Annotated in this window: 11 protein-coding genes; 1 reads left to right on the forward strand and 10 read right to left on the reverse strand. The window is 48.4% G+C overall.

The annotated features are described in order from the left end of the window. Position 1: 1 nt before the first annotated feature. The 7 genes from vorB to LKD70_RS02400 form a co-directional block, all read right to left on the reverse strand. Positions 2 to 1,087, reverse strand: coding sequence for a 3-methyl-2-oxobutanoate dehydrogenase subunit VorB (vorB, locus tag LKD70_RS02370; RefSeq protein WP_407690884.1), 1,086 nt, complete (start codon positions 1,085 to 1,087; stop codon positions 2 to 4). 21 nt (positions 1,088 to 1,108) lie between these two features. Then, positions 1,109 to 1,318 (reverse strand): 4Fe-4S binding protein, encoded by a 210-nt coding sequence (locus LKD70_RS02375; protein WP_227706459.1) that lies wholly within the window; start codon positions 1,316 to 1,318, stop codon positions 1,109 to 1,111. A gap of 11 nt (positions 1,319 to 1,329) precedes the next feature. Then, complete coding sequence (locus tag LKD70_RS02380) at positions 1,330 to 2,877, reverse strand: BCCT family transporter (protein WP_227706460.1); 1,548 nt, start codon at positions 2,875 to 2,877, stop codon at positions 1,330 to 1,332. Between the two features lie 114 nt (positions 2,878 to 2,991). Then, a complete protein-coding gene (locus tag LKD70_RS02385) occupies positions 2,992 to 3,417 on the reverse strand; it encodes an aconitase X swivel domain-containing protein (RefSeq protein WP_227706461.1) in 426 nt (141 codons plus the stop codon). Beyond that, entirely contained in the window at positions 3,405 to 4,694 is a 1,290-nt protein-coding gene (locus LKD70_RS02390) for an aconitase X (protein ID WP_227706462.1), read from the reverse strand. The genes LKD70_RS02385 and LKD70_RS02390 overlap by 13 nt, the downstream gene beginning before the upstream one ends. Before the next feature lie 495 nt (positions 4,695 to 5,189). After that, positions 5,190 to 6,092 (reverse strand): PhzF family phenazine biosynthesis protein, encoded by a 903-nt coding sequence (locus LKD70_RS02395; protein WP_227706463.1) that lies wholly within the window; start codon positions 6,090 to 6,092, stop codon positions 5,190 to 5,192. A gap of 22 nt (positions 6,093 to 6,114) precedes the next feature. Beyond that, a complete protein-coding gene (locus tag LKD70_RS02400; RefSeq protein ID WP_227706464.1) occupies positions 6,115 to 7,329 on the reverse strand; it encodes a PucR family transcriptional regulator in 1,215 nt (404 codons plus the stop codon). Positions 7,330 to 7,884: 555 nt separating this feature from the next. On the opposite strand from LKD70_RS02400, the gene abc-f reads away from it, so the two are divergent. Next, positions 7,885 to 9,408, forward strand: coding sequence for a ribosomal protection-like ABC-F family protein (gene abc-f, locus LKD70_RS02405; RefSeq protein WP_227706465.1), 1,524 nt, complete (start codon positions 7,885 to 7,887; stop codon positions 9,406 to 9,408). A 124-nt stretch (positions 9,409 to 9,532) separates the two neighbouring features. On the opposite strand, the gene dnaJ is transcribed toward abc-f, so the two are convergent. From dnaJ to grpE, 3 genes are all read right to left on the reverse strand, one after another. Continuing rightward, entirely contained in the window at positions 9,533 to 10,738 is a 1,206-nt protein-coding gene (gene dnaJ / locus LKD70_RS02410) for a molecular chaperone DnaJ (RefSeq protein ID WP_227706466.1), read from the reverse strand. An 86-nt stretch (positions 10,739 to 10,824) separates the two neighbouring features. Next, entirely contained in the window at positions 10,825 to 12,690 is a 1,866-nt protein-coding gene (gene dnaK / locus LKD70_RS02415; protein ID WP_227706467.1) for a molecular chaperone DnaK, read from the reverse strand. 58 nt (positions 12,691 to 12,748) lie between these two features. Continuing rightward, on the reverse strand, positions 12,749 to 13,495 hold the full coding sequence (gene grpE, locus LKD70_RS02420; RefSeq protein WP_407690885.1) for a nucleotide exchange factor GrpE: 747 nt from the start codon (positions 13,493 to 13,495) through the stop codon (positions 12,749 to 12,751). Positions 13,496 to 13,510: the final 15 nt, after the last annotated feature.

A 13,510-nucleotide genomic window follows, 5' to 3' on the forward strand; every position in this document is an offset into this window, starting at 1 on the left:
TTTACAATACCTCCATTGCTTCTATCTCGCCTGCGAGAATCTTTTCACAGTACTCAATCAGTCCTTCCGGCTCCGGTACATCCTCAGCGGTCAGATATCCATACAGTGGACGCTGATGTTTGCAGGCCAGCAGAATATCCTCGCCCATCTGGGAGGAAAGGCTCATCTCAACAGTCACATATCCTTTCACATGATCCGGAATATTCTCGAAAGCCTTCCTCGGATACGGCCATACAGAAATCGGACGGATCAGCCCGAGCTTTAAGCCTTTCTTTCTCGCCTCTCTGACAGCTGTCTTGCAGACTCTGGAAGAAATTCCATATGCTACAAGAATCAGCTCCGCGTCTTCTGTCTCGACTTCCTCCCATCTTTGCTCTGTCTCAAACATAGTTTTGAATTTTTCCCGCATCATGCTGTTAAACGCGGGTTTTCCGATGGTGCGGTCCAGGTTGGTTACTTTATTTTTCTTATCTTCTTTCTTTTTTGTCTCCGTCAGCGTCCAGTCAAACTTGTTGATGTCGTGTTCCTTTGCCTCAGGCAGTGTACACTGTTCAACCATCTGGCTGATTGCTCCGTCACTTAAGATAATTACAACATTTCTGTATTTCTCAGCCAGGTCAAACGCCTCATATGTAAGTTTCGCACATTCATCCACAGAAGCCGGTGCAAGAACAATACAGCGCTTGTCCCCATGTCCTCCGCCTCTTACTGCTTCCCAGTAGGAGTCCTGCCCCTCTGTAATTTCACCGTCGCCGGTACCATATCTCATAACGTCGACAATTACAGCCGGGAGATTATAGGAAGATAAATAAGAGATTCCTTCCTGCTTTAAGTCATATCCCGGACCGGAGGAACTGGACATACACCTTGCTCCCGCTGCGGCTGCTCCCCAGAGCATACTCATACTTGCAATCTCATTTTCCCCCTGGATAAATGTTCCGCCCCATTCTTTCATATGCGCTGCCATATACTCCAGGATTTCACTCTGAGGCGTAATCGGATAGCCCGCATAGAAACGGCAGCCCGCACGGAGCGCAGCTTCAGCGATCGCCTCGTTGCCTTTCATCAAAATCTTTTCTGTGCTCAAAACTGATTCCTCCATTTCTTTTCAGACTTCTTCGATCGAGAAAACATAATCCGGACACATTGTGTAGCAGTTTCCGCACCCGATACATTTATCCTCATCAACTCTGATGATCTCATAGCCCTTTTTATTCACCTGCATAAGGGCTTCAATCGCCCCTACTGGGCAGGCGCCGACACACAGTCGGCAGCCTTTGCACAGTTCCACATTTGTCAATGCTTTCTTTTTTGCCATGTTTCCTACTCCTATTCTTTTTCGTCCTCTATCACAATGTTGTCATCTTTCTTCACACATTTAGCCGCATTTCTGAAGCCGGAGATAATGACTACAAACATGAGGAATGCGATTGGCAATCCAACGATATTCCACATTCCCTTGATCGAATCCACACCGCCTGATGCTACAAGGACATATGCCATCGCACACATGATCACTCCGATGACGATTTTAAGCTTCGCAGGAGCCTCGTCGTCAACGCTTAATCCCTTTGTGCTGACAGTTGCAAGTGCAGCCGCAACCGGGTCAGCCATTGTCGCAAAGGATGTGAAGATTGAAACAACGAACACGATTGTAAGCAGTTTGCCCAGCGGGAATGTATTCAGTATGTAGAAGATTGTTGACTGCATTCCTGTTGTATTTACGCCTTCCCAGATATCAAAAGCGCCTGTTGTCTGAAGATTTACTGTTAATCCGCCGAATACTGCGATCCAGACAATGCAGAAAATTGACGGAGCCAGTACGTTTACAAGGATAAACTGGCGGAGCGTTCTTCCCTTCGCCATACGGCTTAAGAACATTCCGAGGATCGGGGCATATACAACAAATGAAGCCCAGTACTGTACAATCCAGTCAGCCGGCCATGTATCGCCCTCTGCCATGGTATTTAAAATAGCCGTTTTCTCAAACGGATGATCCATCAGTTCTGCCACAGACTCTGTTCCAAGATTTGCGACGAACGTTGTCGGTCCCAGAATCAGTACATAGATCAGGATAGCGATAAAGACAATCGTTGTAAAAGAAGAAAGCTTCTTAAGTCCGTTTCCGATTCCAGACACACTGGAGGAAATAAAGATTACACCGATAACTACTGCTACAATCAGCCAGATCAGCGCTGACTGCGGGATTCCGAATATAGACTCTACACCTGCGCCGATCTGCATCAGACCAACACCCATGGAGTTTGCAACCGCGCCGCACAGACAGAAGATAACGACCGCATGTACAAAAGTCTCAATCTTTCTTCCTTTCTTTCCGATTCCTGTTGTAAGGATCGGTCCGAAAGCCAGTTTCTTTTTCATATTGTAAGTAATAATTGCAAATGCCGCCGCACAGATTGTATACAGGCAGTACTGCGGTACAGACCACTGCCACATTGTCTGGGATACCGCGAAGATCGCCGCTTCTCTGGAGCCGGCTTCCACGCCTGCCGCAACCGGAGGAGTCATAAAGTGATAAATCGGTTCTGCCATTGCCCAGAAAAGGAGGCCTGTTCCGATTCCGCCGCACAGTGACATTGTAATCCAGTTCCATGTTTTATAATCCGGTTTTGCGTCCGGTCCGCCGATACGGATATTTCCGAATTTAGAAAATGCAAGAACAAATGTCAGAATAATGACAACGATAACCGACAGTTCAAAAAACCATCCCATGTTATCTGCCATTCCGTACATGATAAAAGTAAGCAGCGCTCCCATCTCATCCTTAAATAAAACACCTGCAATCAGGAATATGATAAGGCATATAATTGCCGGCCAAAACGCCAGTTTATTCACTTGTCTGTTATTATCTTCCATATTTCCTTCCTCTCTTTAATCTCTCTTCCACAGAAAGTGCGTACACGTCTGCTTTCTCTGTAAATAAAGCCTGTCATCTTCCGCGTGTACCACTCCCTTTGCATCAGTTCCAAATCAATAGTAAACGTCTATATAGTCGTGATCCTCGTAGAACTCAACTTCCTTTGCTCCGTTCAATTTGTCATAATCTTCCTGGCTTAAATTTACAACCGGAATGCTCTTGTTATAAAAATGCTTTGCGATCAGAGGACCTGTTAAGATAACCGGATCGCTGTTCACATTAATCAGTGCTGCCGGCGCACAGTTTAAACGTACCTGCTCAAGAATGACAAGTCCTGCTCCGCTTGAGCCTTTGCCGAACGGAAATGCGAACACCTGTCCAGCCATATTCTTTTTCCAGCAGTCACTTCTGTCATCACGGATCTCTCCTGTTTTCGGATCAGCGCCGCCCCAGAAGCAGAAAGAGTCTCTTGAGTAAATCAGTTTTGCCCTGACGTTTCCCGATACTGCAACTTTACAATTCATTCTTACTTTTTCCATGGTCTTACCCCCTTAACGATCTTTCCTGTCACTGCGGTTTCCACACACTCGTACATATTTCCGAATACCGGGTGAACGCCTCTCATGCTGAAGCAGTATGTATCAAATTTTCCTGAATTTGACATAATGGAGTGCTTGCCCAGGATGTCATTTCTGTACTCTAAGATACATCCGTCACTGTAAATCTTAACTCCGAGGTTCTGAAGCCTGTCATAAAGACCGCTCTCTTTGATTCTGTCAACAGTTGCTCTGCCTACAATCAGCCACATCTCTGTATCAGGGCTTACATGTCTGCCCTTCATAAGATCTTCTACAACCGCGCATTCATTGAATGAGAAATGGGGACATCCCATAAGAACAACGTCGATCGGATCTCCTTCACGGCAGCCGCCCTCTTCGATATGCTCGGCTTTGGAAAGCTCATACTCTGCCTTCTCCAGATCATCTACGTGAATCTCTACGATCTCTTTCGGCTTCTTTCCTCCAAACGCCATCTCAAGTGTCTGCGCCTCCGGCGTAACGCCGATCATATGGAACAATGCGATTCCTCCTGAAGAAGCTGCAGTCGCGCTGAACTGTTTTAAGTTGTCATTGGTAATATTGCGCGGCATTCCGTCGATTGCCCAGATACGGTTGCCTACGATAGAGCCATATGCGTAGGATACGATCGGATAAAGCGCTTCGTCCTCGAACCACTCGAGCTTAATATCGTCGCCCAGCTTCACGAGGCCTTCCGCATACCTGTTCTCCGGCACATGAAGTCCGAAATAGGGAACTCTTCCGGCAATTCCACAGAGGAGTTCAAGGGGTCCTGCATATCTGTTTGTGCGCGCCCCGATAATAGAGTTGTAAAAGCAGATAACGTTAGACTCCGCACAGGCAAGCTGCTGTCCGAAGGATGGCTGGAACCCTGCCTGGTAAGGCGCGCATGACCATGTAGGAATTGCCCCCATTTTTACATGAGATGCAACGATTCTTGCCGTTGCGTCAACAACAGTATCGTCATGTCCCTGCTCTTTTCCTTTTGCGATATCACAGGCTGTTGCGTTTGTCGTTGTCGGCACTGCAAATTTCGCCCCTGCAGCTGCCAGTTTCTCTGCGAACGCCACCTGCGCCTCTCCTGCGTATACAGTACTGTCATCATGACAGAGCACGATCTCTACGAACTTCTCCACATCGTAAAACTGCGCCAGATCATACAGTGCCTGCATCGCCTGCTGACGGACCTCACCGTGCTGTCCGTCCAGCATCTCCTTCTCATAATTCGTCAGTTTCATTTGTTTCTCCTTTCTACTTTACTTTTACTTCTATACTTCTCCACACCTTCCAAAGCCGGCATGCCGGTGCCGCTTCCATAAAAATTGTCTTAATTAAGCAAGGAGCGAACCCCTGTATTACCCGGCTTTTCATGGTGGAAAAATCTGACTCCGGAACATTGCTTAGTGAAAAAAACCACTATGCAATTTATATATTTTGTACTAAATACTGTTTAAATTATAGTTTTATCTGTGCATTTTATATATATTCATCCACACAAAAAGGTATGTGCAGTTGTCCAAAGACTTTTCGCGATACCTCGCTCATCTCGCGGCATAGCCGCTCGATGACCGTTGCCCGTCGGATACCCGCTCGTGCAAGCACGGCGGTCGTCCTCCGGGCTTATCGCACAAAAAGGCTGTCTGCAGCCGGTTTCAAATCCGGCTGCAGACAGCCTCCTTAAAATGCGAAAGTGGTTGAAATGATCTGACTGACTAAGATGTAATAAGCTCACTTTACTCCAGATATATTGTTCCTTTTATGAGGATTCTTCCTGTTCCTCCGACAAGAATTTTAGGGCTCCCTTTCTCCTTTTCCTCCACCTGTCCGAAAATGCGGCTTGCGCGTCCGAGCTTTTCCCCCTGGGTGAACACATATTTTATGCCGCTTTTCATCACCCCGTTTTTATACAGATAGTACAAAAGAGACGCGTTGGACGTCCCTGTGGCGATATCCTCCTTCACGCCGTACAGCGGCGCGAAATTCCGGCAGTGCGGTCCTTCCTTCCCTTCGGCAAGAGTGAAGATGTGGAAGCTTGCCGCCCCGTAATCCTTTGACATCTTGTTAAGGACATGGTAGTCGGGATCTACTTTTGAAAGTTCCTCCTCGTCCCTGACCGGAACAAGCATGTCCGAGATCCCCGTTGACACAATGGCCGGATAAAGCCTGATCCGTCCTCCGTCCGGAAGTTCTGCCGGCACGTTCTGGAAATCCAGGCCGAGTATCTCATACATCCTTGCCATTTCAATCTCACTGTTTACAATGCGGATAATCTTCCCTTCGCCCTGCTCGATCATAACAAATCCGTTCTGGATAATCGCCTCCAGCGGGCCGACCGGGGTACAGTACACATAGGAATTGTTGTCCTCAACCCACCCGATGTCAAGAAGCGCGGTGAAAGCCGCTATTGTGGCATGTCCGCACAGATCCAGTTCATCCACAGGGGAAAAATATTTGAACATAAGCCGTCCGTCTGCGTCTCTGCGCACAAATACCGTAATATTGTACTTCAGTTCCTCCGCTGTTTTTTTCATCATCTGTTTTGTAATATAAGGGGCTGAGTCATCCATCAGCACAACGCCTGCCGTATTGCCGCCCATCAGCTCTTCTGTAAACGCATCTACTACATAAAATTTCATAATTTCTCCTCCCGCTGCGGTTTTAACTCTGCTGCCGTTCGTCCTCTGCCAGATCTTTTATAATAAGGGCAAGCCTTAAGTTGACAAGATCATCAATATTATCAAAATCACAGTGCAGAATCCCTTCTATCTTTTTCAGTTTATACAGAACCGTATTCTTGTGAAGGTACGCCGTCTCGCTTACTTTCTTTACATTGCAGTTGCACCTGAAATATATCTCCAGAAACGAACAGAAATCCGTATGGTTCATCTCATCATAAACACGGAGAGTATCGTAGTTTTCCTTCTGGAATTCCCGTATGTAATCCTTGTCGATGCAGTCCGCAATCATCTGAAACAGCCCCAGCTGATTATACTGATAAATCATCTTTTCTTTCTGTATCTCAGAATTGATCAGCCGGAGCACCATACAGGCTCTGCGGTATTCCTCCTCCAGATTCTCTATATGTGTAAAGGGATTGCTTAATCCTATTTTGATCCGTATTCCCGGATGCTCTTCTTCAATCTTCTTTGAAAAGTCCCGAAACTCCAGCAGAATGGAGTCATTAATCAGTTCTGACGCATTGTTTTTCCACATGATCGAAACCGAGCCGTCATCCATCGGGACAATGAGCTGCGCGATCTTCTCGACCGAGCGGAATCTGGCAATCATCTGCTCCCGCGCCGTCTGAAATGTCCGGGGCGGGACATTGCTGTCACCGGAAATCCGACAGACGCTGACCTGATATTTTTTCTTGTCCGAAATTCCCATCTGGCTGATTACCGCCATGGCTTCTTCGTTATTGTGCAGAGAAATCTCGCCTGAAAACACTCTTCCCAGAATAGAACTGACAGAAAGCCGGCGCTCTGCACTGGTCAGCAGATACTGGCCGATAGCGTGGGTGTACTTCGATATTTTCTCGCTCCAGTCAATCGCCAGGAAGGGAAAATCGTGCGCATCACAATATTCAAGTACAATGGCCGGTGTTCTCTGCCAGTACGGCCCGCCTATTGAAAATACAACGCCTGACTGCTGATGCTCGTCCGCCATTTTCACCAGCTGCAGAAATTCATCCTCTGACTTTAACTGTGTCCCGGTCATAAATATGAGCTGATTCGGCGTCGAATAGGGAATTCTGTCCGGCGTCTCAATAAGGTCGATCCATTCGACGAGCCGTCCGAGCCCGCCCTGCCCGGCCAGAAGTCTCATACCGGCACATTCCTTAATTGTAAGAATCTCGTTCAATGCCTTTTTCATGATGATAAACTCCTTCCAAGATTTTGGTTTCCACAATATTGAGTTATTAACAATCGTTCCCTGCCGATTGTACGGCAAAAAATACATTACTGCTATTTTACTATAGTAAAACTTCCAAAACAAATCTTGATTATTCTGCAGATTTGTGATATGGTGACAAAAGATTCACGATGAACCTGATCCGAGTAGCGGGGTCACATCATACGAAAGGAGTGGAAGGATGATTATTTTTTCCTGCAGATAATAATTTAAAGCGCGCGGTGATACTGTTTTTTCAGTATTATTTTCGTCTGATGCAGGAAAGTTAAGAATCTGTCCTTTCATTTCAGCTCATATAAAAGCCGTCTTTGCGCGGCTTTGCAGATTTATGCTGATTATGCCTTACAGGGCTGCGGGAAACTTTCCTGCGGCCCTTTTTTTGTAATCGCGCCGGGCAGAAATTCGGGCGTGTCCGAGCTCCTGGCTGAGGGCAAAAGTCCAGGCTTATGAGCGTCGCCTGTACAAAAAGCTGGTCAGCACTGAACAGGCTGACAGAAATCGAGGTGAAATCTGACTATGTCTATGATAAAAGTTGAAAATCTGACTTTCTCCTATCCGTCCGGCTGGGACAACATTTTTGAGAATGTAAATTTTCAGATTGATACGGACTGGAAACTGGGATTTGTCGGAAGAAACGGAAGAGGAAAGACGACCTTTTTAAATCTGCTTCTCGGAAAATATGAATACAGCGGAAAAATCCATGCTTCCGTAGAGTTTGACTATTTTCCGTATCCCGTAAGCGACAAAAACCGTATGACAGAGGATGTTCTGCGGGAGGTCTGTCCTCTCGCAGAGGACTGGGAGATCATGCGCGAACTCTCTCTCCTTGAAGTAAACGCGGATGTCCTTTACCGCCCCTTTTATACACTCTCCAACGGGGAACAGACGAAGGCTCTGCTCTGCGCTCTGTTCCTGAATGAAGGGCATTTTCTGCTCATCGACGAACCTACCAATCATCTGGATATGCAGGCAAGAGAGGCTGTGTCCGCCTATCTGAAAAAGAAAAAAGGCTTTATCCTTGTCTCTCACGACAGGCATTTCCTGGACGGATGCGTGGACCATATCCTGTCGCTGAACAGAACCGACATCGAGGTGCAAAGCGGTACCTTTTCATCCTGGTATGCAAATTTTGAACGTCAGCAGCATATGGAGGAGGCCAAAAATGAACGTCTGAAGAAAGATATCGGCCGTCTGAAAAAGGCGGCGAAACGGACATCCGCCTGGTCGGATCAGGTCGAAGCTTCCAAGTTCGGAGGCGGTCCGGCCGACCGGGGATATATCGGTCACAAGTCCGCAAAGATGATGAAGCGTGCCAAATCCATCGAGGCACGGAGAGAGCAGGCTGCAGAAGAAAAAGCCGGCCTGCTCAAAAACCGGGAGACTGCCGAGCGACTGAAGCTCTTTCCCCTGCAGTACCACACGGAAAGACTCGCAGTGTTCTCCGACGTTCAGATCCACTACGGTGAAAAGGCAGTCTGCGCCCCGGTCTCTTTTACGGTAAATCAGGGGGACCGGATCGTACTCGACGGCAGAAACGGCAGCGGGAAAAGCAGTCTGCTCAAACTCCTGACCGGGGAACTTTTCTCGGAAAACGGTGCTGGAATTCCTGCCGTTGGGAGCCCGGCTGCAGTAAGCGGATCAGTCTCAGTGGGATCCGGTCTTGTAATTTCCTATGTGCCGCAGGACACGTCACATCTGCACGGCAGCCTGTCCGACTATGCGGACAAAAACGGGCTTGACGAAAGCCTCTTCAAGGCAGTGCTTCGCAAAATGGATTTTGAACGAGTTCAGTTTGAAAAAGATATGAAAGATTTTTCAGGCGGTCAGAAGAAAAAAGTACTCCTGGCAAGAAGTCTGTGTGAACAGGCCCACCTGTATGTCTGGGATGAACCTCTTAACTTTATCGATATCTATTCGCGGATACAGATTGAACGGCTCATCCGGGAATTCTTGCCTACAATGATTTTTGTAGAACACGACAGAGCCTTCCGGGAAGCAGTAGCGACAAAGACAGTAAGTATAAACAGCGGGGGAATCTGATCCCCCGCTGATAATAGATTGTCTGCAAAGCTGTTCTATTCATGTTTCGCTCTGCGACTCTAAATGCGGATAAAACAGCACACACCGTCCGGCGGAAGTATATAATCTTCCGGCAAATCAGCCGCTAATCTTCAAAGGCCTCTTTCATCTTCTCCATGAAGCCTTTCTTTTTCTTCTTGTCCCCTTTTTCACTCTTGTCTGTCTTTTCCGTCACATCATCATGCTGATGCAGCGTATTTCCTGACAGTTCGTCGAATCTGCGAAGCGCTTCTTTCGCCTCGGGACTTAAACGCTCCGGCGTCTGGATCACGAGCGTCACGTAGTGATCGCCCCTCACCTGAGAATTGCGGAGGGAAGGCACGCCTTTTCCTTTCAGGCGTACTTTCGTATCCGTCTTTGTTCCCGGTTTTACATTGTAGATCACATCGCCGTCCACCGTCTGGATGCGGATGTCGCCGCCGAGTGTCGCCACGGCAAACGAGATCGGCACTGTGGAAAAGATGTGCACATCCTGTCTCTGGAATACCGGATGGCGTGACACATTGACCTCCACAAGGAGATCTCCTCTCGGCCCGCCGTTTGTCCCCGGCTCGCCCTTGTCGCGGATGCGTACGCTCTGTCCGTTGTCGATACCCGCAGGGATAGATACCTGAATCTTCTTCCTGCTGGAAGTATAGCCTGTACCCGAGCATTTCGGGCACTTGTCTTTGATCACTTTTCCGGAACCTCCGCAGTTCGGACAGGTCTGTACGTTCTGCACTGTTCCGAAGAATGACTGTGATGTATAGACTACCTGGCCCCGGCCGCCGCACTTCGGACAGGTCTCTGGGGTTGTTCCGGGTTTTGCACCGGTTCCGTGGCAGTCCTCGCACGGATCTTTCAGAATCAGATCCAGCTCTTTCTCACATCCGAACACCGCTTCCTCAAACGTAATACGGATGCTTTTTCTTATATTGGCTCCTTTCATCGGGCCATTTCCCGCGCGTCCGCCTCTGCGGCTGCCGCCGAACAGGTCGCCGAATATATCTCCGAATATATCACTGAAATCAGCGCCGCTGAAGTCAAAGCCGCCGAATCCGCCGGCTCCTCCTGCTCCGCCTTCAAAGGCCGCGTGTCCGAACTGGTCGTACTGGCGGCGTTTCTCGGAATCACTTAAAACAGCGTACGCTTCGGAAGCCTCTTTAAATTTCTTCTCGGCCTCCTTATCTCCCGGATTCATATCCGGATGATATTTTTTTGCAAGCGCACGGTATGCTTTCTTAATCGCTGCGTCGTCCGCGTCTTTGCTTACGCCGAGCACCTCATAATAATCTCTCTTTGCCTCTGCCATAACTCGAATACTCTGCCTTTCACGAAAAAATCTACGAAACCGCACCGGCGGTTCCGTAGAATTTTCTTATTTTCATCAGGAGACTTTTAGACTTCCTTGTAATCTCCGTCTACCACATCGTCGCCCTGGAATCCTTCCGGAGCCGGACCTGCGTCTGCTCCCGGGTTCGGGCCGCCTGCTGCACCTGCACCGGCCTGCTCATACATCTTTGTAAACAGCTTCTGTGCGCTCTCCATCAGTTTCTCTTTTGCAGCCTTGATCTCAGCCACGTCAGCGTCTGCCGCTGTCTCCGGAGTTGATTTTGCAAGTACGTCTTTGAGTGCCTGCATATCTGCCTCAACAGCTGCCTTGTCATTTGCATCCAGCTTGTCGCCTACATCTTTGAGAGCTTTCTCTGTCTGGAATACCATCGCGTCAGCTTCATTTCTCGCATCGATCGCTTCTTTTCTCTTCTTGTCCTGAGCCTCGAACTCAGCCGCCTCTTTGACTGCCTTGTCGATATCTGCATCAGACATGTTGGAGCCTGCTGTGATCGTGATGTGCTGCTCTTTTCCTGTTCCAAGATCTTTTGCGGATACGTTTACAATACCGTTTGCATCGATGTCGAATGTAACCTCGATCTGCGGTACTCCACGCGGAGCCGGCGGGATTCCGTCCAGTCTGAACTGGCCGAGTGATTTGTTGTCCTTTGCGAACTGTCTCTCGCCCTGTACCACGTTGATATCCACTGCTGTCTGGTTATCTGCCGCTGTAGAGAAGATCTGGCTCTTCTTTGTCGGGATTGTTGTATTTCTCTCGATCAGTCTTGTAGCGACACCGCCCATTGTCTCAATGGACAGTGACAGCGGAGTAACATCCAGAAGAAGGATGTCGCCTGCGCCTGCGTCTCCGGCAAGCTTTCCGCCCTGTACGGATGCACCAAGAGCCACACACTCATCCGGGTTCAGAGATTTGCTCGGCTCTTTGCCTGTCAGTCTCTTTACCTCTTCCTGTACTGCAGGAATACGTGTGGAACCACCTACCAGAAGTACCTGGCCCAGGTCGGAAGCTGTGATTCCCGCGTCGGAAAGGGCACGTCTTACCGGCTCTGCAGTCTTGTCTACAAGATCTCTTGTCAGTTCATCAAATTTTGCTCTCGTCAGGTTCATATCGAAGTGCTTCGGACCCTCGGATGTCGCTGTGATGAACGGAAGATTGATATTTGTTGTTGTTGCGGAAGAAAGCTCTTTCTTCGCTTTCTCAGCTGCCTCTTTGAGTCTCTGGAGCGCCATCTTGTCTCCGGACAGATCCACGCCCTCTTTTGCCTTGAAGTCAGCCAGCATATAGTCTGTGATCTTCTGGTCGAAGTCATCACCGCCCAGTCTGTTGTTTCCGGCTGTGGAGAGAACTTCGATGACACCGTCGCCGATCTCGATGATGGAAACATCGAATGTACCGCCGCCCAGGTCATATACCATGATCTTCTGCTCTTTCTCATTGTCAAGTCCGTATGCAAGCGCAGCGGCCGTAGGCTCGTTGATGATACGCTTTACATCAAGACCTGCGATCTTTCCCGCATCCTTTGTTGCCTGACGCTGTGCGTCATTGAAATAAGCGGGAACTGTAATGACAGCCTCTGTCACTTTCTCTCCCAGATATCCTTCTGCATCTGCTTTCAGTTTCTGAAGGATCATTGCGGAGATCTCCTGCGGAGAATATTTCTTTCCGTCAATGTCTACCTTATAGTCGGAACCCATCTCTCTTTTGATGGAAGAGATCGTTCTGCTTGCGTTTGTTACCGCCTGACGTTTTGCAGGCTCTCCTACGAGACGCTCTCCTGTCTTTGTGAATGCCACAACAGACGGTGTTGTTCTTGCGCCCTCTGTGTTTGCGATGACTGTCGGCTGACCGCCTTCCATAACAGCCACGCAGCTGTTTGTTGTACCAAGGTCAATACCAATTATTTTGCCCATAGTAATGTTCCTCCTTTAAATATACTTTGTTATGCTGAATGTCGGTAAATACTCAATGTCAGTTTGCAACTTTTACCATGCTGTGTCTGACGACACTGTCGCGGTACATATACCCTTTCTGGAATTCTTCGGCGATAATGTTCTCGCCAAGCTCCTCATCCTCCACATGCATCACTGCATTGTGGAAATCCGGGTTGAATTCCTGACCGACCGCCTCGATCGGTTTTACGCCGATCCCGTCGAGCGTGGTCATCAGCTGCTTGTAAATTTTTTCCATTCCTTCCGCAAACGGAGTTGCCTTTTCTCCCTCGGGCATGGACGCGAGTCCGCGCTCGAAATTGTCAACTACCGGAAGGATTTTCTCTATGATATCTTTCGCACCGATTTCGTACATCTGGGATTTTTCCTTTTCCGTACGCTTGCGGAAGTTATCAAACTCTGCCATCTGGCGTGTGAGACGATCGGTAAGTTCCTCGATCTTCTCATCCTTTTTGTCTTTTTTGTTCTTCTTGCCGAAGAGTTTTTTCTTTTCGGGTTTTGCGTCTTTATCAGCGGAACTTCCGTTTCCGGAATCTTTTGTTCCCTCTGCCTCTTCCGCATTCTCCGCATCTGCGGCATCCGCTGTATCCTGGTTTTCTTCGGAAAGATCCTCTCCTCCGTTCTGCCCGTCACCGGATACGTCCCCGGTATTCTGATCTGCCGTACCGTCTGTATCCTCAGCTTCCTCAGCCTGCTTTGCAGCCTGTGCCTTTGCCTCCTCGACAGCTTCTTTTACCATATCTTCTTTGCTCATCCTGTCACTCACCAGCTTTCTCCCTTT

The sequence above is a fragment of the Ruminococcus turbiniformis genome (assembly GCF_020687545.1).
Classification (GTDB): domain Bacteria; phylum Bacillota; class Clostridia; order Lachnospirales; family Lachnospiraceae; genus Mediterraneibacter; species Mediterraneibacter turbiniformis.